Origin of the sequence: Pseudoxanthomonas sp. CF385, assembly GCF_900104255.1 — a bacterium.
GTDB lineage: Bacteria > Pseudomonadota > Gammaproteobacteria > Xanthomonadales > Xanthomonadaceae > Pseudoxanthomonas_A.
The window spans coordinates 1,351,085-1,371,504 of record NZ_FNKZ01000001.1; the positions used below are offsets into that span (position 1 = coordinate 1,351,085).

17 protein-coding genes are annotated in these 20,420 nt (G+C 68.9%); 12 read left to right on the plus strand and 5 right to left on the minus strand.

Annotation, left to right across the window (positions count from 1 at the left end; genetic code table 11):
• Window positions 1-114: 114 nt before the first annotated feature.
• Complete coding sequence (locus BLT45_RS06085; protein WP_093298598.1) at window positions 115-2,157, minus strand: NADPH-dependent 2,4-dienoyl-CoA reductase; 2,043 nt, start codon at window positions 2,155-2,157, stop codon at window positions 115-117.
• Window positions 2,158-2,326: 169 nt separating this feature from the next.
• Here BLT45_RS06085 and BLT45_RS06090 point away from each other — a divergent pair, with 169 nt between their 5' ends.
• The 3 genes from BLT45_RS06090 to BLT45_RS06100 are packed head-to-tail and all read left to right on the plus strand — an operon-like array spanning window position 2,327 to window position 7,150.
• A complete protein-coding gene (locus BLT45_RS06090; protein WP_093296429.1) occupies window positions 2,327-3,646 on the plus strand; it encodes a hypothetical protein in 1,320 nt (439 codons plus the stop codon).
• On the plus strand, window positions 3,643-4,350 hold the full coding sequence (locus BLT45_RS06095; RefSeq protein WP_093296435.1) for a hypothetical protein: 708 nt from the start codon (window positions 3,643-3,645) through the stop codon (window positions 4,348-4,350). Before BLT45_RS06090 ends, BLT45_RS06095 begins: the two co-directional genes overlap by 4 nt.
• On the plus strand, window positions 4,343-7,150 hold the full coding sequence (locus tag BLT45_RS06100) for an AAA family ATPase (RefSeq protein WP_093296438.1): 2,808 nt from the start codon (window positions 4,343-4,345) through the stop codon (window positions 7,148-7,150). Before BLT45_RS06095 ends, BLT45_RS06100 begins: the two co-directional genes overlap by 8 nt.
• Window positions 7,151-7,258: 108 nt before the next feature.
• On the opposite strand, the gene BLT45_RS06105 is transcribed toward BLT45_RS06100, so the two are convergent.
• Window positions 7,259-8,275, minus strand: coding sequence for a zinc-binding alcohol dehydrogenase family protein (locus BLT45_RS06105; RefSeq protein ID WP_093296440.1), 1,017 nt, complete (start codon window positions 8,273-8,275; stop codon window positions 7,259-7,261).
• 81 nt (window positions 8,276-8,356) lie between these two features.
• Complete coding sequence (locus BLT45_RS06110) at window positions 8,357-9,559, minus strand: MFS transporter (protein WP_093296442.1); 1,203 nt, start codon at window positions 9,557-9,559, stop codon at window positions 8,357-8,359.
• Window positions 9,560-9,657: 98 nt separating this feature from the next.
• On the opposite strand from BLT45_RS06110, the gene BLT45_RS06115 reads away from it, so the two are divergent.
• Window positions 9,658-10,578: a LysR family transcriptional regulator gene (locus BLT45_RS06115; RefSeq protein WP_093296445.1), complete on the plus strand. Its 921-nt coding sequence runs from the start codon at window positions 9,658-9,660 to the stop codon at window positions 10,576-10,578.
• Here BLT45_RS06115 and BLT45_RS06120 read toward each other — a convergent pair whose 3' ends face one another.
• A complete protein-coding gene (locus BLT45_RS06120; RefSeq protein WP_093296447.1) occupies window positions 10,579-11,379 on the minus strand; it encodes a dioxygenase family protein in 801 nt (266 codons plus the stop codon).
• A 311-nt stretch (window positions 11,380-11,690) separates the two neighbouring features.
• Between BLT45_RS06120 and BLT45_RS06125 the strand changes: the two genes are divergently transcribed.
• The 4 genes from BLT45_RS06125 to BLT45_RS06140 all read left to right on the plus strand — a co-directional run bounded on the left by BLT45_RS06125 (window position 11,691) and on the right by BLT45_RS06140 (window position 14,698).
• Complete coding sequence (locus BLT45_RS06125) at window positions 11,691-12,791, plus strand: OmpA family protein (protein WP_093296449.1); 1,101 nt, start codon at window positions 11,691-11,693, stop codon at window positions 12,789-12,791.
• A 185-nt stretch (window positions 12,792-12,976) separates the two neighbouring features.
• Complete coding sequence (locus tag BLT45_RS06130) at window positions 12,977-13,486, plus strand: hypothetical protein (RefSeq protein WP_093296452.1); 510 nt, start codon at window positions 12,977-12,979, stop codon at window positions 13,484-13,486.
• Between the two features lie 45 nt (window positions 13,487-13,531).
• Window positions 13,532-14,329 carry a pseudouridine synthase gene (locus tag BLT45_RS06135; protein ID WP_093296455.1) on the plus strand — a complete coding sequence of 266 codons (798 nt, stop codon included), beginning with the start codon at window positions 13,532-13,534 and terminating at the stop codon, window positions 14,327-14,329.
• Between the two features lie 75 nt (window positions 14,330-14,404).
• The gene (locus BLT45_RS06140) at window positions 14,405-14,698 is read left to right on the plus strand and encodes a hypothetical protein (protein WP_093296458.1); all 294 of its coding nucleotides are present in this window, start codon (window positions 14,405-14,407) and stop codon (window positions 14,696-14,698) included.
• Between the two features lie 19 nt (window positions 14,699-14,717).
• Here BLT45_RS06140 and kbl read toward each other — a convergent pair whose 3' ends face one another.
• A complete protein-coding gene (kbl, locus tag BLT45_RS06145) occupies window positions 14,718-15,917 on the minus strand; it encodes a glycine C-acetyltransferase (protein WP_093296460.1) in 1,200 nt (399 codons plus the stop codon).
• A 173-nt stretch (window positions 15,918-16,090) separates the two neighbouring features.
• Here kbl and BLT45_RS06150 point away from each other — a divergent pair, with 173 nt between their 5' ends.
• The 4 genes from BLT45_RS06150 to cysW are packed head-to-tail and all read left to right on the plus strand — an operon-like array spanning window position 16,091 to window position 20,414.
• A complete protein-coding gene (locus BLT45_RS06150; RefSeq protein ID WP_093296462.1) occupies window positions 16,091-17,548 on the plus strand; it encodes an OprO/OprP family phosphate-selective porin in 1,458 nt (485 codons plus the stop codon).
• Between the two features lie 16 nt (window positions 17,549-17,564).
• A complete protein-coding gene (locus tag BLT45_RS06155; protein WP_093296464.1) occupies window positions 17,565-18,584 on the plus strand; it encodes a sulfate ABC transporter substrate-binding protein in 1,020 nt (339 codons plus the stop codon).
• Between the two features lie 2 nt (window positions 18,585-18,586).
• Window positions 18,587-19,450: a sulfate ABC transporter permease subunit CysT gene (gene cysT / locus BLT45_RS06160; RefSeq protein WP_093296466.1), complete on the plus strand. Its 864-nt coding sequence runs from the start codon at window positions 18,587-18,589 to the stop codon at window positions 19,448-19,450.
• Between the two features lies 1 nt (window position 19,451).
• Window positions 19,452-20,414 (plus strand): sulfate ABC transporter permease subunit CysW, encoded by a 963-nt coding sequence (cysW, locus tag BLT45_RS06165; RefSeq protein WP_093296469.1) that lies wholly within the window; start codon window positions 19,452-19,454, stop codon window positions 20,412-20,414.
• Window positions 20,415-20,420 lie beyond the last annotated feature (6 nt).

Consider the following 20,420-nt stretch of genomic DNA (forward strand, 5'->3'; position numbering starts at 1 on the left):
AGGATGTCGCAGGATGCGGCATCGTAGAGCGGAGCTTGCTCCGCTGCTCTTGCCGGGATTTCCCGGATTCCAGGCGTTCGGAGTCGAGCAAGCTCGACTCTACGGCGGGAGGACTTACAGGCTGGCCGCGAGCCGGCTGCCCTGGTCGATGGCGCGCTTGGCGTCCAGTTCGGCGGCCACGTCGGCGCCGCCGATCAGGTGCGGGGTGCGACCGGCGGCAAGCAGGTCGGCCTGCAGGTCGCGGCGCGGTTCCTGGCCGGCGCAGACCACCACGTGGTCGACCGGCAGCAGCTGCTCGGCCCCGTCCACGCGGATGCGAAGCCCGGCATCGTCGACGCCCAGGTAGTCCACGCCTCCGAGCATCTTCACCTGCTTGGCCTTCAGCGTGGCCCGGTGCACCCAACCGCTGGTCTTGCCGAGGCGGGCGCCGGGCTTGCCGGGGCTGCGCTGCAGCAGCCAGACCTCGCGGGCCGGTGGCTCCGGCTGCGGCCGGGCCAGGCTGCCGCGGGCCTCGAAGGTCGGGTCCACGCCCCATTCCGCCATCCAGCGGGCCGGGTCCAGCGAGGGCGAATGGCCTTGATGGGTCAGGTACTCGGCCACGTCGAAGCCGATGCCGCCGGCGCCGATCAGGGCCGCGCGGGCGCCAACGGTCACCCGGCCCGAGAGCACGTCCACGTAGCTGACGACCTTGGCGTGGTCGGCGCCGGGGAAAGCGACCTTGCGCGGGGAAATGCCGGTGGCTAGCACCACCTCGTCGAAGCCGGCCAGGTCGGCCGCCGCGACGGGCGAGGCGAGTTTCACCTCCACCCGCGTTTCCTCCAGCCGATGGCGGAAGTAGCGCAGGGTCTCGTGGAACTCCTCCTTGCCCGGGATCCGCTTGGCGTAGTTGAACTGGCCGCCGATCTCCTCCGCCGCGTCGAACAGGGTGACGCGGTGGCCGCGCTCGGCCGCGACCGTCGCGCAGGCCAGGCCCGCCGGGCCCGCGCCGACCACCGCGACGGTCTTCGGCGAGAAGGTCTTCTTATAGGTGAGGTCGGTCTCGTGGCAGGCGCGCGGGTTGACCAGGCAGCTGGCCAGCTTGTTCTCGAACACGTGATCCAGGCAGGCCTGGTTGCAGGCGATGCAGGTGTTGATGGCCTGCGGCGTGCCGCGGCGAGCCTTGTCCGCCCACTGCGGATCGGCCAGCAGCGGGCGTGCCAGCGAGACCATGTCCGCCTTGCCGGCCGCGAGGATGCCTTCGGCCACCTCCGGCATGTTGATGCGGTTGGTCGCCACCAGCGGCACGCGCACGTGCGGCTTGAGCTTGGCGGTCACGTCCACGAAGGCTGCGCGCGGCACCGAGGTGACGATGGTCGGCACGCGCGCTTCGTGCCAGCCGATGCCGGAATTGATGATCGTGGCGCCGGCCGCTTCGACGGCCCGGGCCTGCTGGACGATCTCCTCCCACTGGTTGCCGTCCTCGACCAGGTCCAGCAGCGACAGGCGGTAGATGATGATGAAGTCGGGTCCCACCGCTTCCCGTACGCGCCGCACGATCTCCACCGCGAAGCGCATGCGCTTCTCCGGCGTGCCGCCCCAGGCGTCGTTGCGCTTGTTGGTCCGCGGTGCGGTGAATTCGTTGATGAAATAGCCTTCCGAACCCATGATTTCCACGCCGTCGTAGCCGGCGTCGCGCGCCAGCTTGGCCGCGTTGGCATAGGCGCTGACCTGGCGCTCGACGCCCCGTGCCGACAGGGCGCGGGGGGTGAACGGATTGATCGGCGCCTTCAGCTTCGACGGCGCCACCGTCAGCGGGTGGTAGCCGTAGCGGCCGGCATGCAGCAACTGGGCGCAGATCTTCGCGCCGTGCTCGTGCACGGCTTTCGTCACGAACTTGTGCGGCCGCGCCTCCCACGGCCAGGACAGCTTGCCGCCGAACGGCTTCAGCCAGCCCACCAGGTTGGGCGAGAAGCCGCCGGTGACGATCAGGCCTACGCCGCCGGCGGCGCGCTCGGCGAAATACGCGGCCAGGCGCGGGAAATCCCTCGCCCGGTCCTCCAGTCCGGTGTGCATCGACCCCATCAGCACGCGGTTGCGGACCGTGGTGAACCCCAGGTCCAGCGGGGTGAACAGATGGGGGTAGGGCGTGGAGTCGGTGGCGGCGGCGGTCGACGTCATGCGGGCGATGGATACGCGTGCGTATGGAAGGAGCGAACGATGCCGCGCCAGCGCGTCCGGCGCAAGCGGCATCCGCGGCGCGAAGCAGGGCACAGACCCGGCCGGCTTGCAAGAGTTGTCCGCCGTCGGCGGCTCGGGGACCATGGGCTACCCAGGTTCCCGGCCCTTCATGGATACCGCCTCACCGCCCCTGCACGACTACCTGCGCGCCGGCATCGCCGCCGCGGACCTGCCGGACCTCCACCCCCTGCTCAACGCCCGCGACTTGCTGCGGGCCTTCTCGACGCTGTTCCACGGCGGCGAGGAGAGCGTCATGGTCCGCCTGCTGGTCCTGCGCACCATCGGCGAGCGCGGACAGGCCCCGGACTGGTCGCCGCAGGAACTGCGCGAGCAGTTCGCCTACCTGGATGCGGTCAAATTCGACACCGTGCTCGGCCGCCTGCGTGAGAACGGCCTGCTGCTGTGGGACGCCCCCAGCCAGCGTTACCGCATCAGCCCGGTGGGCCGCCAGGCGCTGGCGTCGATCGGCCTGCTGCTGCAGTTCAACCGCGAAGGCGATGAATTGGCCTACGTCACCGCCCAGCTCGCCGCGGGCCAGGCGATGGGCCGCGTCGGTGCCGACGATCTGCAGCATCTGCTGTCGCGCCTCAACGAACTGCGCGAAGACTTCGACCAGGCCGTGCTCAGCGGATCCGAACACCGCATCCAGCGCGCCGCCGACACCCTGCAGTCGGTCTGGCAATGGGTGGAGAAGGGCACGGCGTTGATCCGCGACATCGCCGCCGATGGCGAGCTCGACACCGCAACCCACCGGGTCGCCCAGCAGATCGGGCGCGCGCAGAGCGCGCTGCTGCGGCAGGCGTCGGTGTTCCAGCGCGCCCTCAACCAGCTCGATCGCCATCGCGTCCATCTCGGCGCGAGCGGCCTGTCGTCCTCCGACGTCAACCGCTACCTGCGTGCGCTCGATGCGTCCGCCCTGGCGGATCTGGCGGACGACGTGCTCGCGCGGCTGCCGCAACCCGCGTTCGCGCTGGGCCCGATCGCACTGGACGTGGCCGAGTACGAACTGGTCGAGCGCGAACGCGCGGCGCAGGACGATGCCTCGCTGCCGCCGGCCCAGGTAGCACCCGTCGATACGCAGGCGCCGGTGGTGCAGAACGACTACGGCCACGCCGAGCAATGGTTCGACCAGCTGGCGGCGCTGGACGCCGAAGCGCCGCTGTCGGACTGGGTGCCGCAGGACGGCTTCGCGCTCAGTGCCTACCGCCTGTCGTTGCTCGGCCTGATCGGCGATGCCGGTGCCGAGAACCGGCACGGCGTCGCGGCCTCGCTGGCGCAGCTGCCGATGCAGTGGCATGTCGATGCCGAATTCGAGCCCGTGCAGCGCGCCGGCGTGGCCTATATGAGCCGCGGCCGCCTGTTGCCGCAAAGCCCCGAGGCGCCGGCCGAGCCGGCGCCCTCCCGCAAGAAGAAAACCCGTACCGCATGAACGATTCCATCGCTTCCCTGATCGCCCGGCTGTTGGCCGAACGCTGGCTGCCGCGCGAAGACCGCGCCGTGCGCCAGGTGCTCGTCGATGCCGACCTGCGCGACGACCTGGATCGTCGCCTCGCCGCCGCCGGCTTGCGCCTGCTCGAACATCCTTACGCCGCGCATGTCGCCGTCGGCATCGCGCGCCCGCAGGAGAGCGACGTCTTCGGCCATGGCGATGCGTGGGCGGCCAGCAACCTCTCGCTCGGCCGCGACGCCATCGCGCTGCTGGTGGTGCTGTGGGCCCTGCTGGTGCTGCCCAAGCGCCAGCGCCAGATCGCGCGGCAGGAAGGCGAGCGCCAGCACGAGCAGGAACAGATGTTCGCCGAACTGAAGCCGGTGCCGGTCGGCGGCGACATGGTCGAGCCGCTCAACGAGCGCACGCTGCTGGCGGATTTCGCCGACCGCCTGGGCGGCAAGGGCCGCCTGCAGATGAGCCTGGGCACCCTGCAGCGGCACGGCTTCATCGTGCGCCGTCGCGAGCGCATCCACGAAGGCCCGCTGCTGGACCTGGCGTTCGACTACGAGCGCATCGCCAGCCGCGTGATGGACGGCGCGCTCGCGCACGTGATCGAGGAAGCGCGCGCCTCGCAGGCGAATGCGCCGGAGACTCCAATCGACGAAAGCATGGATGAAGTGAACGAGGAGCAGGCCGATGTTTGAGTTCCGCAGCCTGGAAGTCGTGCACTGGGACTACTGGCAGCGCTACACGCTGCCGCTGGACGCATCGATCATCACCGTCGTGGGGCCGAACGGCTCCGGCAAGACCACGCTGCTCGATGCGTTGCGCACGTTGCTGGCCATCGACGATCGCGACATGGCGCGCGACTACAAGACCTACCTGCGCCACAACGGCAAGCCGTATGCCTGGCTGCGCGCGGTGGTCAGCAATCCGGTCGATCGCCGCGGCAAGCGCGCGTTCTTCCCCCACATGGACGAACAGGTGACCATCGCCTGCCGCATCCGCAAGCGGGGCGGCGACTGGTCGCGCGACTACCAGATCGTCGCCGGCGACGTGCCGGTGGAGACGCTGGACCAGGGCGGCGACTGGCTGGGCGTGCGCGACTACCGCGTGCGCCTGGCGGGTGCCGGCCTGAGCCGCGCGATCTGCCGCGTGCTGACCCTGGAGCAGGGTGCCACCGACAAGCTATGCCAGCTGTCGCCGCGCGAACTGCTGCAACTGGTCTTCGACGTGTTCGAAGACAAGGCGGTGCTCGACGACTATCAGCGCGCCCGCAACGAGCAGTTCGACGTGGAGAAGGAGATCGCCCAGCTCCAGCAAGGGCTGGCCGAACTGCACGTCAGGCTGGAATCGTCGCGCGCCGACGTGCGCTCGTTCGAGGACGGCCTGTCGTTGCGGTCGCAGCGCAATCGGCTGCAGACCGAGATCGCGCCGAAGGTGGAACTGGCCGACCAGCGCGCCACCATCGAGGGCGCACGCCCGCGCCTGACCGGCCTGCGGCGCGCGCTGCGCGAGCGGCAGCGCACGCATGCGGCCCTGCTGGCGCTGGAAGTGAGCGCGCAGCTGCAGCGCGATCGCGCCGGTTCCGATCTGGCCGACACGCGCGCCCAGCTCAAGCAGGCGGAAGCCGCCTTCACCCAGGCCCGCGACCACGCGCGCGATGCCGAGTCGCTGGTCCGTCGCCATGACGAACTGGCCAGGCTGCAGGCCGAACGCGGCGGTGCCGATGTCGATGCCCTGAGCCGCGAACTGGAAGACGGTCGGCGACGTCAGGCCGAATTGAAGCTGGAAGCCGAGCGCGACCGCCAGCGGACCGGCGAGATCGCCGCGCAGGTGGCGGCTATCAGCGGCGGTGGCCGGGTGGTCGAACCGTTCGAGCGCGACTTCCGCGCCGCACTGGATCGCCAGGGCATCGCCCACCGCGTGCTGACCGAACTGATCGACGTCGTCGATCCCGAGTGGGCGACGGCGGTCGAGGCCGTGCTGGCGCCCTATCGGCACCTGGTGCTGCTGGAGCAGCCGAAGGATGCGCGCGAGGCCTGGCGCCTGGGCGAACAGCTGCAGTACCGGCACTTCGTCGTCGCCGACCGCACGCCGGTGGAGCAGGCAACGAAGGGCTCGTTGCTGGAAGTCGTGCGCTTCTCCGACGATCCGCCTGCTTGGTTGCCGCGCCATCTCGACCGCCTGCAGCGCGTGGCCGATGTCGAAGCCGGCCATCGCCTGCCGAAGGGGCAGGACTGGATCACCGCCAAGGGCTACCTGCGCGAACAGCGCGGCGGCCGCCACATCGGCGGCGGTGCGCATCACTTCGGTACCGGTGCGCGCCAGGCGCAGCTGGTGTCGTTGCGCGCGGAGCACGCCGCGTTGCAGGACCGCGCGCAGGTGCGCGAGGACGCACTGGCATCGCTGCGCCGCCAGCTCGATGCCGCCCAGTCGCGCCTACTCGGCCTCGATGCCGGACAGGAGCTGGTGACGCGCGCGGCCGAGTTCGCCGACGCGGCAGAGCGGTTGCCGGCTTTGGCCGAGGCCGCCGCCGGGGCCGGCGCCGCATTGGCGGAGGCACGCCAGCAACTCGACGCACTCGAAGCGCAGGACAAGGCCGAAGGCATCGCAGCGGCCAGCCGCGCCGGCGAGATCAAGGCCCTCACGGGCGAGTTGCACGAGCGTGGCCAGCAGATCGGCCAGGAACGCCTGGCGCTCGCGCAGCGGATCGTCGACTTCCGCAAGCGCCGCGCGCAGATGCCGGCGGCCTGGCGTAGCGCATCGGTGCTGCGGGCGACACGCGAGGACTACGAAAGCGCCAGCGCGGTGCGGCGTGAGCTCGAACGCATCGACGAGCGCATCGCGCGCGGCGGCTACGTCGAGGACGACGGCTGCGTCGCGCTGCGGGACAAATTCGCGGCCGATCACGCGGGGCTGGAAGCCGCCATCGGCAAGCGCGAAACCCACCTGCACCGGGCGCGCCGGCTGACCGAAGAGGCACGCGGCGCCTATATCAACGTGTTGCGTGCCACCGTGCGTCGCTACAAGCGGAACCTGGCCTCGCTCGGCGAACTGGCGGGCATCGGCGTGGATGCCGAACTGCCCGACCTGGTGAACGAGGACACCGCGCTGGCGCAGGCCGGCCTGACCGTGCGTTTCGATTTCGACCGCAAGGGCTGGATCGGCCTGGACGACGGCGAAGCGTCGGGCGGCCAGCAGGTGATGAAATCGTTGCTGCTGCTGGTGGCGTTGCTGCGCGACGAAGAACAGCCGGGCGGCTTCGTCTTCATCGACGAACCGTTCGCGCACCTGGACGTGGCCAACATCGAGAAGGTCGGCCGTTTCCTGCGCTCGACCGATGCGCAGTACATCCTGACCACGCCGATCACGCACAACGTCAACGTGTTCGAACCGTCCGACCTGGTGCTGGCGACGAGCAAGCGGCGCACCGCGAGCACTTGGGCCGAGCCGGTCGCCGTGCTCAAGCGCGACCGCAGCGGAGACGCCGCGGCCGCGTAAGAAGCATCATCCTGTGGGAGCGACGTAAGTCGCGATGGGGCTGTCAGGAGATGCAGGTATCTCCATCCTCCAGTCGCGACTTACGTCGCTCCCACAGGCCGGCCTTCTTTACCAGCCGGCGACCACCAGCTTGCCGATGGTGGCGCCCGATTCCAGCCGGCGATGCGCCTCGCGCAGGTTCGCGGCATTGATCGGTGAGAGCGTGTCGGTCAGCGTGCCGCGCAGCGCGCCGGCGTCGATCAGGTCGGCGACGCGATCCAGCAACGCGCCCTGTTCGCCGATGTCGGCGGTGCGGAAACGCGGCCGCGCGAACATCATTTCCCAGTGGATGCCGAGGCTCTTGGCCTTGTAGGGGTCGCCGATGCGCAGCTCGCCGCGCGGTTCGACGATCAGGCCGACATGCCCCAGCGGCGCGAGCAGTTCGCCCAGTTCGGTCCAATAGCGGTCGGTGTCCGCGAGGTTCAGCGCGGCATCTACGGTATCGAAGCCCAGTGCCTTCAGCTGCGGGCCGAGCGGCTCGCGATGGTTGATCACGTGGTCGGCACCCAGCGCCTTGCACCAGTCGATCGTGTCCTGGCGTGATGCCGTCGCGATGACGGTGAAGCCGGCGCGCTTGGCGAGCTGGATGGCGATCGAGCCGACGCCGCCGGCTCCGGCGATCACCAGCAGCGTCTTTCCGTTGCCACCGCCGTCGATGGCGTACGGCATGCGGTCGAACAACAACTCCCACGCGGTGATCGTGGTCAGCGGCAATGCCGCGGCCTGCGCGAAATCCAGCGACGCGGGTTTGCGGCCAACGATGCGCTCGTCGACCAGCTGGAACTGGGCGTTGCTGCCGGAGCGGGTGATGTCGCCGGCGTAGTAGACGGTGTCGCCGGGCTTGAAGCGCGTCACCGCCTCGCCGACGGCTTCGACCACGCCCGCAGCGTCGTAGCCCAGCACTTTCGGCTGCGCTTCGACCTGCGACTTGGGCGAGCGCACTTTCGTATCGACGGGATTCACCGACACGGCCTCCACGCGCACGAGGAGGTCGTGGCCGGTGGCGGTGGGGGTCTCGAGTTCGACGTCCAGCAGCGATTGCGGATCGTCGATAGGCAGGTAACGGGTCAGGGCGACGGCTTTCATGGCGGGTCCTCGTGGGGAATCAGGGCGCGTGCCACGATGATGCGGCGCGCGGGACAAAGAGGCGATGCGACAAAGGGAGGATCAGGCGCAGTCAGCGGCGAGCGCGAAGCGCTGGCGGCGCTCCAGCGCGAGCGCCCACAGGGCGACCGCGAAGGCGGAGGCCGGCACCAGGGCAGCGACCCAGGGCAGTGCGGACAGGCCCAGGCCCTGCGAGATCACCACGCCGCCGAGCCACGCGCCGAGCGCGTTGCCCAGATTGAAGGCACCGATGTTGAGGCTGGACGCCAGGCTCTGCGCATCGCTGGCCTTCTGCAGCACCCACAGTTGCAGCGGCGAGACGGTCGCGAAGGCGGCAGCGCCCAGCAGGCCGGTGAAGAGGATCATCGCCCAGCGGCTGTGCAGCGCGAAGCTCATCACGCCCATCACCAGCGCCAGCAACGCCAGCGTGCCGAGCAGGGCCGTCGCCAGCCGGCGATCGGCGAAGCGCCCGCCCAGCAGGTTGCCGACGATCATGCCCACGCCGAAGACCAACAGGATCGGCGACACCGCGGCATCGGCGAAGCCCGTCACCTGGGTCAGCAGCGGCTGGATGTAGGTGTAGACGGTGAACATGCCGCCGAAGCCGAGCACGGTCATTAGCAGGCCCAGCAACACCTGCGGACGCGTCACCACGCGCAGTTCCTCACGGAACGACAGCGGCGTCGGCGCGCTGTGGTCGGCCGGCACCAGCGTGGCGATGATGACGGTGGCGAACACGCCGATCGCGGTCACCGCCCAGAACGTGGCGCGCCAGCCGTACTCGAGGCCCAGCCAGGCACCCGCGGGCACGCCGAGCAGCGTGGCCACGGTCAGGCCGGTGAACATGATGGAGATGGCGGACGCCTTGCGGTCTTCGCTGACCAGCCCGGTCGCCACGACCGCACCCACACCGAAGAACGTGCCGTGCGCCAGCGAGGTGACCACGCGCGCCGCCATCAGCAGCTCATAGCTGGGCGCCAGCGCACAGGCCAGGTTGCCGAGCGTGAACACGATCATCAGCGCGACGAGCACCGCCTTGCGCGGCATCCGGTTGGTGGCGGCGGTCAGCAGCGGTGCGCCAACGAACACGCCCAGCGCGTAGCCGGAAATCAGCAGGCCAGCCGCGGCGATGGAGACATGAAGGTCGGCGGCGACCTGCATTAGCAGGCCCATGATGACGAACTCGGTGGTGCCGATGCCGAACGCGCCGGCCGTCAGCGCGTACAGGCCGAGTGGCAGCCGGGAGGGAGAGGGAGTGGGGGTCATGGCAGCGACGGGCAGGGGAACGTGGCGCGCAGCTTGCGCCTTCCCTTCCTGACGAGAAACGGTGAATATGTCGAATCACTATCAATGGATTATTGATAATGGACCGTGTCGGCGACTTGGCCCTGTTCCTGCGCGTGCTCGACCTCGGGTCGATCACGGCGGCGGCCCACAGTCTGGACCTCTCGGTCGCGGTGGCCAGTCAGCGCCTGAAGCGACTGGAGAAGGAGCTGGGGGTGCGCCTGCTGCACCGGACCACCCGTCGGCTGCATCCCACGCCGGAAGGCGCTGCACTCGCCGAGCAGGGTCGCGTGCTGGTGGAGGAACTCGAGACGCTCGGCACCGGCTTGCGCGAGGCGGCCCGCGAAGTCGCCGGCACCTTGCGGGTGACGACCTCCGCGTCGTTCGGACGCCAGTACGTTTCGCCGCTGCTGCCGGCCTTCCTCGCACGCCACCCGAAGCTGCGCCTGAGCATCCACCTCAGCGACAACGTGGTGGACCTGGTCAGCGAAGGCTTCGACCTGGCGATCCGCATCGGGGCACTGGACGACTCGCGCCTGGTGGCGCGGCGGATCGCGCCCAACCGGCGCGTGCTGTGCGCCTCGCCCGATTATCTGCGCCGACGCGGTCGCCCGCGTGCCCCCGAGGATCTCACCCAACACGACTGCCTGCTGCTGTTCGGTAGCGGCGGTCGCCAGGATGTGTGGCGCCTGGGCACGCCGGCGGGTGGCGAGGTCGCCGTGCGCGTGCAGGGCCGCTTCGAAAGCAATTTCGGCGAAGTCCTGCGCGATGCGTCGCTGGCGGGCGAGGGCATCGTCATCCACTCGCTGTGGCACGTGGCCGACGATCTGCGCGCCGGGCGGCTGGAGGTGGTGTTGCCGGACTACCCGCTGGCCACGACGGCGATCAGCGCGGTGATGCCGCAACGCCGCCTCGTACCGCCGCGCGTGCGGGCGTTCACCGACTTCCTGATCGAGCAGTTCGGCGACCACCCGCCCTGGGAGCGCGGGCTGCAGGCCTGATCAGGCGGGCTCGAACGCGAAGGCGTCCAGGGCCAGGCCGCCCATCTCGACGTCGCGGTGGAGCAGCCGGCCCCTGGCGCCATCGCCGCCAGCGCCGAGGGCGACGTACAGCGGAAACAGGTGTTCGGTGGTGGGATGGTTGCGATGGGCGTCCGGCAGGGCGGTCCAGTCCAGCGCGCCCGCGATGTCGCCGGCCAGCAGCCGCTCGCGCAAGGCATCGGTGAACGCCGCGACCCAGTCGTACGGGGCCGCCTGCGCGTGTTGCCAGTCCAGGGCACGCAGGTTGTGCGAAAACCCGCCGGACCCGACCACCAGCACGCCCTGCGCGCGCAGTGGCGCCAGCGCCTGTCCCAGTCGGTAATGCCACTCCGCCGTCTGCGCCGGGTTCACCGACAGCGCGATTACCGGGATGTCGGCGTCGGGATACATCCTTCGCAGCGGCACCCACACCCCATGATCGAGTCCGTGCCGCGCATCGACCTGGGCCGGGAAACCAGCGTCCTGGAGATGCGCGGCGACCTGTTCCGCCAGCGCAGGCGCACCCATGGCGGGGTACTGGATGCGGTAGAGCGCCTCGGGGAAACCGCCGAAATCGTGGATCGTGCCGGGCGAGGGCGTCGCCGTGACGGTGGGGCGCGCATGGATGAAGTGGGCGGACGCCACGACGATGGCCCGCGGTCGCGGCAGTCGCTCGCCGAGGTGGTCCAGGAAGCGGCCGGTAGGCGAATCCTCCACCGCCAGCATCGGCGAGCCATGCGAAAGGAAGAGGCTGGGCAGGGAGTGGGAAGGCAGTGCGTCCATGTCGCCAGCATTGCGGCAGGCCGGGTGCTTACCAAGCCATGCCGGTGCATCAGTGTGTTGCCCTGTTGGCGCTGGGTGCTTCGATCAGGCCCCGGGCGGCGGTTGGAGGCACGTTCTGGTGCCGGTTCTCGGGAAGAGTGTTAACCTTGCCCAACTTGTTATGGTACCGTTAACACAGTCTTCACGTGTCGACGCATAATCTGTTCAGCAAGGCGACGGGAGTCTGTCGCCTCGAATAACAAAAAGAATCACCGGAACCACGAACACAGTATTTCGGTTTCTCTACACCTGACCTTTCCAAGGAGCTGCAAATGAACAAGAAGATTCTCTGCGCCGCGCTGCTGGGCGGCCTGAGCCTCGCAAACACCGCGATGGCGCAGGAATTCGACGACCGTTGGTACCTGACGGGTTCGGTGGGCTGGAACCTGCAGGATACGGATCGCCGCACCGATGACACCCAGTTCGGTACGCTGGGCCTGGGTAAGTTCATCAGCCCGAACTGGTCGATCGACGGTGAGCTGAACTACCAGAACCCGAGCTTCAACTTCAACGACGACCTCAACTGGAGCCAGTACGGCATCTCGCTGGATCTGCGTCGCCACTTCATCCAGGACGGCCGTAGCTGGAACCCGTACATCGTGACGGGCCTGGGCATGCAGCGCTCGGAAGAAGAGTACGTGATCAACAGCCCGGACTCGCCGGCGCAGCGTCGTGACAACAACCTGGCCGCCAAGCTGGGTATCGGTCTGCAGGGTACCTTCGACAAGCGCGTCGCCGTGCGTGCCGAAGTGGCCTACCGCGCCGACTTCGACGACCAGAGCTACACCGCCGAAGGCGGCATCCACCAGCAGGAAGAGAGCTGGTTCGGTGACGTGCTGGCGTCGGTCGGCGTCGTGATCCCGCTGGGCCCGAAGGCGGAAGCCGCCCCGGCGCCGGCCCCGGCTCCGACCACCACCTGTGCGGACCTGGACGACGACGGTGACGGCGTCAACAACTGCGACGACAAGTGCCCCGGTTCGCAGGCTGGCCAGACCATCGGTCCGGACGGCTGCCCGGTGCAGGTCTCGATCGACCTGAAGGGCGTGAACTTCGACTTCGACAAGTCGACCCTGCGTCCGGACGCGATCGCGATCCTGAGCGAAGCCGCCGAGATCCTGAAGCGCTACCCCGACCTGCGCGTCGAAGTGGCCGGCCACACCGACCTGTGCGGTGCGGACGCCTACAACCAGTCGCTGTCGCAGCGTCGTTCGCAGACCGTGTACGACTACCTGACGAAGAACGGCGTCGACGCTTCGCGTCTGGTGGGCCCGGTCGGTTACGGCGAAAGCCGTCCGCTGGAGCCGACCGCGCAGACCCTGCCGGGCTGCAAGAGCGAGCGTAACCGTCGTACGGAACTGAACGTCCAGAACTGATCGGACGCTCTTCCCGCAGTACCGAAGCCCGGCCTTGTGCCGGGCTTCTTTTTGGGTGCGGTTCGCGCGGCTTGCGTGATCCAGCGCCGTCTTTTCGCATCGCTGCGCGTTGCGACCTGCATTTTCTTGCCATGCCCGTATGCGCTGCCTACACTCGCGGCACGTAGAAGACTCAGGAGTTGCCGATGCGCCGTCATGTCCTCGCCAGCCTGCTGTGCGTCGCCGCCGTTCCTGCGGCTCACGCGGCGCCGGATTGCACGAGCGGCCTGGCACCGGCACCGCTCAAGGCGCCCGCCACGGTGATCGCGCCGGTGGCGCCGGAGTTCGCCGCCACCGCCACGCAACTCGGCGCGCCGTCGGGGGTGCTCGCTTCGCATGCATTCGATGAAGCCCAGTCGGTCGACCGCGTCCTGTTGCGCCTGCGCATCGAAGGGTGCCGCAACGTCGCCAAGGCGCTGCCCGCGCCGACCGGTGCACCCGCCGCCGCGGTCGCCAACAGCCCGGCCGCGTACCAGCCGAAGACCGCGCACGACAACACGCCGTGGCGCTTCGACATGAGCCAGAACGGCAAGCGCATGACCGCCGACGAATTCGATGCCTGGATGAAGTCCCGCGGCGTGCGCGTCGTGAAGGCGCCGGGCACGCCGGCGGCCGCGCCCGCACCGGCGCCGGCCGAACCGGCGAAGAAGAACTGATCCCCAACGGCCGGTATCCCGGCCGTTTCTTTCTGCAGCCACGCAATGCCTGCGCCGCGACTGCCCCGTGACCCGCGAGGGCGCGTTCGTGCGCGCGCCCGCGCCGATGCGACGCCCGCCGTGCGCCATGGCCTGGCGCGCGTCCTGTCCAAGCAGGGCGTGTGCTCGCGCAGCGAAGCCGCGCGCTGGATCGGGGAAGGGCGCGTTTCCGTCGACGGACGCATCGTCCGCGATCCCGAGTTTCCCGTCGTCGCCGGCCGCCATGTCGTGCGGGTGGATGGCAGCGCGCCTGCGGCCACGCCCCGTCACTACCTGATGCTCAACAAGCCGCGCGGCCTGGTCACGACCACCCGCGACGAACAGGGGCGCGACACGGTCTATCGCTGCCTGGAAGATGCGGGCCTGCCGTGGCTCGCGCCGGTCGGGCGCCTGGACAAGGCCAGCGAAGGGCTGCTGTTGTTCACCAACGATCCGGAGTGGGCCGCGCGCATCACCGATCCGGCGCACGGTCCCGACAAGACCTACCACGTGCAGGTTGATCGGGTGCCGGATGCCATGCTGATCGAGGCCCTGCAGGCCGGCGTGGACGTGGGCGGCGAGCGCCTGGCGGCACGGCATGCACGGTTGCTGCGCGCGGGCGAGCGCAATGCGTGGCTGGAGATCGTCCTCGACGAAGGACGCAACCGGCAGATCCGCCGGCTGCTCGAGGCGTTCGATGTCCGCGTGCTGCGCCTGGTGCGGGTGGCGATCGGTTCCATCGAACTGGGTCCGCTCGCCAAGGGTGCCTGGCGTCTGCTCGATGCGCAGGAGCGCGAGACGCTCGCGCCGACGACCGGACATTGATTGCGCGACCACCGTCCGGGTTCCGCGCCCGGCGGCTGCCTACACTCGCTCTCGCCAGACCAATGGGGAAAAGACATGTTGAACCTGATTGCGCGCCCGTCGGCGCGCTATGCGCTGCTGCTTGCTTTCGGCCTGCTGGCGGGGTGCGCCAGCCACGCGCCGGGCACCGCCGGCAAGAGCGCGCCCAAGGATGACGTCGTGACCGTCGCGCCTGGGCCGCATGGCCACCGCTTCGACATGCAGCAGAACGGCCGCAGCATGACGGCTGAAGAATTCGACGCCTGGATGAAGGCGCGCGGCATCCGTGTCGCCAAGGGTGCGCCGGCCAAGCCGAAAGGCTCGACCGGCTCGAGCAAGCGCGCCCGTTGAAACGGGACGGGGGTGCCGGTTACGCCGGCACCACGCCCAGTTCGCGCCCGATCCGGATGAAGGCATCGATGGCGCGGTCCAGGTGCTCACGCGTGTGCGCGGCGCTGATCTGCGTGCGGATGCGCGCCTGGCCCTTCGGCACGACGGGGAAGAAGAAGCCGATCGCGTAGATGCCTTCTTCGAGCAGGCGTTCGGCGAAGCGTTGCGCGAGCGGCGCGTCGTACAGCATCACCGGACTGATCGGATGCACGCCTGGCTTGATGTCGAAGCCCGCAGCCGTCATGCGCTCGCGGAAGTACGCCGTGTTCTCGCGCAGTCGCTCGCGCAGGTCGCCGGCCGAAGCCAGCATCTCGAACGCCTTGATGCCGGCCGCCACGACGTGCGGCGGCAATGAGTTGGAGAACAAATAGGGGCGCGAGCGCTGGCGCAGCAGCTCGATGACTTCGCGGCGCGCCGTGGTGAAGCCGCCGAGCGCGCCTCCCATCGCCTTGCCCAGTGTGCCGGTGACGATGTCGATCTTGTCCAGCACGCCCTTCACCTCCGCCGAGCCGCGTCCCGTCGCGCCGAGGAAGCCGGTCGCATGGCACTCGTCGATGTGGACCAGCGCGCCGTACTTCTTCGCCAGCGCGGTGATCTCGTCCAGTGGCGCGATGAAGCCATCCATCGAGAACACGCCATCGGTGGTGATCAGCTTGGTCTTGCAGCCGGCCGCATCGGCCGCCTGCAGCTGCGCTTCCAGATCGGCCATGTCGCAGTTGGCGTAGCGGAAGCGCTTGGCCTTGCACAAACGCACGCCGTCGATGATCGAGGCGTGGTTCAGCGCATCGGAGATGATCGCGTCGTCTTCGCCGAGCAGGGGTTCGAACAACCCGCCGTTCGCATCGAAGCAGGCCGCGTAGAGGATGGTGTCCTCGGTGCCGAAGAAGTCGGCGATCGTCTTCTCGAGCTGCTTGTGCAGGTCTTGCGTGCCGCAGATGAACCGCACCGACGCCATCCCGAACCCGTGCGTGTCCAGTGCCTCCTTCGCCGCCTGGATGATGTCCGGATGGTCGGCCAGGCCCAGGTAGTTGTTGGCGCAGAAGTTCAGCACCGTGCGGCCGTCTTCCAGGGTGATCTCGGCCGACTGCGGCCCGGTGATGATGCGTTCGGACTTGAACAGGCCCTGGGCGCGGATCTCGTCCAGGGTGGCGGCGTAGTGGGCGGTCAGCGGATTGGACATGGGGCAGGGAGGGAATGGGCAGGCCACCATTCTACCCGGGCCCTTCCGCCACCCCGGTCGCGTCATGCGGTTACGGCATAAGCGGTCGCCCTTTCGTCATTTCCCCGGTGGCATGTGCACACGCAGCATCGCATTTCCGGCCGATCAAGGCCTTCACGCGGGGACAAGCAGACATGCGGACACACTCGGGCTCAGGCAGGCACGCAGGCAAGGGCACTACCCTCCTGGGCGCGCTGGCCTGTTGCCTCGCCCTGCCCGTGTCCGCACAGAGCCAGCCCACCGTGGAACAGCTGCTGCAACGCCTGCAAGCCCTGGAACGACGCGTCGGCGAGGCGCCGCCCGCCGTCGCGGACGAACAGGGCGAAAGCGCACCCTCGACGCTGGGCGAACTCGATCAGCGCCTGCGGGTACTGGAGCGCCGGCTGGAACTGCAGCAGGAAGAAGCCGCGGCCAAGGCGAAAGAGGCTCCCGTGGTCGCCGTGAACGACAAGGGCGCGTCGCTGAAGTCGGCCAACGGCGACTACGAGATCAAGATCCGTGGCCTGCTGCAGGGCGACGGCCGGTTCTTCAGCAGCGGCGTGCCGTCGGGTACGTACGACACGTTCCTGCTGCGCACCGCGCGGCCGACCATCGAAGGCACGTTGGGCAAGTGGGTCGGGTTCCGGTTCACGCCGGAGTTCGCGGGCGACAGCGCCAGCATCGTCGATGCGTACGCCGACCTGAAGTTCTCGCCCGCCGCGACGGTGCGCCTCGGCAAGTTCACGTCGCCGGTCGGGCTGGAGCGCCTGCAGTCGTCGTCGGCGCTGTCGGACATCGAACGCGCGCTGCCCAGCGAACTGGCGCCGAACCGCGACATCGGTGTGCAGCTGCAGGGCGAACTGGCGGGCAGCAAGGTCAGCTATGCCATCGGCGTGTTCAATGGCACGGTCGACGGCCGCGACGCGGTGACGACCAATCCCGATGACGAATTCGAATTCGCCGGCCGGGTGTTCGTCGAACCTTTCAAGGATGGCGCCGGGTTCTGGTCCGGGCTGGGCTTCGGCCTCGGCGGCAGCGTCGGCGACACGGTGGGCACCGGCAACAACATCCTGCCGCGCTACCGCACGCCGGGGCAGGTGCAATTCTTCAACTACCGCAGCGCCGTGGCGGCCGACGGACGCCGTACGCGCTGGTCGCCGCAGGGCTACTTCTACCGCAACCGATTCGGGCTGCTTGCCGAATACATCGCGTCCAAGCAGGAACTGCAGGTCGGCGCGACCGCGGCCGAGCTGGAGAACACCGCCTGGCAGGCCACCGCCAGCTACGTGCTCACCGGTGAGGACGCAAGCTATCGCGGCGTCGTGAAGCCCTCGCATCCCTTCAGCCCCGGCAAGGGCGGATGGGGTGCTTGGGAACTGGTGGGCCGCTACGGCGTCCTGGAGATCGACGACCGTGCGTTCCCGGTGTTCGCCGACGCCGCGGTGTCCGCGCGTCGCGCGAAGTCCTGGACGGTGGGCGTGAACTGGTACCTCAACAGTAACCTGAAGCTGGTACTCAACTACCTCGACACGCAGTTCGAAGGCGGCGCCGTCGCTGGCGCCGACCGCGAGGACGAGAAAGCCGTGTTCTCGCGACTGCAGGTCGCATTCTGATTCCGGAGACGACGCCATGACGCAATCCTTCCTCCGCCGCCATGCCCGCACCGCGCTGCTGGCGTTCGGCTTCACCCTCGCCGTCGCGGCAAGTGCCAAGGACGTCGAGCTGCTCAATGTCTCGTACGATCCCACGCGTGAGTTCTATCGTGAATTCAACGCGGCCTTCGCCGCGGAATGGCAGAAGACCAAGCAGCAGAAGGTCAGCATCGAGACCTCGCACGGCGGTTCCGGCAAGCAGGCCCGTTCGGTGATCGACGGCCTGGAGGCCGACGTCGTCACGCTGGCGCTGGCCTACGACGTGGATTCGATCTCCCAGCGCGCCAAGCTGTTCCCGGCGAACTGGCAGTCGCGCCTGCCCGAGAACAGTGCCCCCTATACCTCGACCATCGTGTTCCTGGTGCGCAAGGGCAACCCGAAGAAGATCCGCGACTGGCACGACCTGCTGAAGCCCGGTGTGGCGGTGATCACGCCGAATCCGAAGACCTCGGGCGGCGCGCGCTGGAACTACCTCGCGGCGTGGGCCTACGGCCTGAAGATCTTCAAGGGCGACGAGGCCAAGACGCGCAACTTCGTGCGCGCGCTGTTCCGCAACGTGCCGGTGCTGGATACCGGTGCGCGCGGATCGACCACCACCTTCGTGCAGCGCGGCATCGGCGACGTGCTGCTGGCCTGGGAGAACGAGGCGTTCCTGTCGATCGAGGAACTCGGCCCCGACAAGTTCGACATCGTCGTGCCGTCGCTGTCGATCCTGGCCGAGCCGCCGGTGGCGCTGGTGGACCGCAACGTGGACAAGCACGGCACCCGTGACGTCGCGCAGGCCTACCTGAAGTACCTGTACTCGCCGACCGGCCAGCGGCTCGCCGCCAAGCACTACTACCGTCCGCGCTATCCGCAGTACGCCGCGCCCGAGGACGTGGCCCGTTTCCCGAAGCTGGAGCTGGTCACCATCGACGGCGTGTTCGGTTCCTGGGCCAAGGCGCAGGCGACGCATTTCGCTGATGGCGGCGTGTTCGACCAGATCCAGGCGAAGTAGGCATGGCGGTAGCGCCCTCCGCATGGCCGGGAAGGACGCGCACGCGACGCGTCATTCCCGGTTTCGGCCTCAGCCTCGGCTACACGTTGTTGTGGCTGGGGCTGATCGTGCTTGTTCCGCTGGTAGGGGTGTTCGTCAAGGCCAGCGGTCTGGGGATCGCGGGATTGTGGTCGATCTGGACCGAGCCCCGCGTGCTGGCCGCGTTGCGCATCAGCTTCGGGACCGCGCTCGCGGCGGCCGCGTTCAATGCGGTGATGGGTACGCTGGTGGCGTGGGTATTCGTGCGCTACCGGTTTCCGGGTAAGCGCCTGTTCGACGCGATGATCGACCTGCCGTTCGCGCTGCCGACCGCAGTGGCGGGCATCGCATTGACCGCGCTGTACGGTCCGACCGGCTGGATCGGGCAATGGCTGGAGGCGGCGGGCATCAAGGTGGCCTACACGCCGCTGGGCATCACGGTGGCACTGGTCTTCATCGGCCTGCCGTTCGTCGTGCGCGTGGTGCAGCCGGTGCTGGCGGAAGTGGAAGTGGAGCTCGAGGAAGCGGCGGCGACGCTCGGTGCCAGCCGCTGGCAGACCGTGCGGCGCGTGGTGCTGCCGACCCTGTGGCCCGCCGTGCTGGCGGGCTTCGCATTGGCATTCGCGCGCGGCGTGGGCGAGTACGGCTCGGTGATCTTCATCGCCGGCAACCTGCCTGGCGTGTCCGAGATCGCGCCGCTGCTGATCACGATCAAACTGGAGGAATTCGACTACGAAGGCGCGACGGCGATCGCCGCCGCGATGCTGCTGTTGTCCTTCGCGCTGCTGCTGGTGATCAACACGCTGCAGGCGCGGCTGCAGCGCACCGGCAAGCGGGCAGGGGGGTAACATGGGCGACACGATCTCGGCCGTGATCGCCTTGCCACCGGAGTCCTTATCCGTGGAGCCCCGCGCGTCCGCCCCATCGCGCCATCGCGCCGCGACCAGCGAGCCCGTCTGGGTGCAGGTGCTGCTGGTCCTGGGGGCGTTGGGCTTCCTGCTGTCCTTCCTGGTGCTGCCGCTGGCGCTGGTGTTCGTGGAAGCGTTGCGCGGCGGCCTGGCGGCCTTCGTCGCGGCGGTCAGCGAGGCCGACGCACTGGCCGCCGTGAAGCTGACGTTGCTGGTGACCTCGATCGTCGTGCCGCTGAACCTGCTGTTCGGCGTGGCGGCGGCGTGGGCGGTCAGCAAGCACGAATTCCGCGGCAAGCGCTGGCTGGTGACCCTGATCGACCTGCCGTTCGCGGTATCGCCCGTGGTGGCCGGCCTGATCTACGTGCTGATCTTCGGCGCGCAGGGCTGGGCGTACGCGCTGGTGGACGAGGGCTGGCGCCTGTCGTTGCCGCTGCTGGGCGAGCTGCACCTGCAACTGCCGAAGATCATCTTCGCGCTACCGGGCATCGTGCTGGCCACGATCTTCGTGACCTTCCCGTTCATCGCCCGCGAGCTGATGCCGCTGATGGAACAGCAGGGCACGGACGAAGAGCTCGCCGCGCTCAGCCTGGGCGCCAGCGGATGGCAGACGTTCTGGCGCGTCACCGTGCCCAACATCCGATGGGCGCTCCTGTACGGCGTGTTGTTGTGCAGCGCGCGCGCGCTCGGCGAGTTCGGCGCGGTCTCCGTGGTGTCCGGCCATATCCGCGGGCGCACCAACACGCTGCCGCTTCACGTCGAGATCCTCTACAACGAATACGCCTACAGCGCGGCCTTCGCGGCGGCTTCGCTGCTGGCGCTCACCGCGCTGGTGACGCTGGCGCTGAAGACCTGGCTCGAATGGCGGCACGGCGAAGCGCTCGCCGCCAACCACCGGCACTGAGACGAC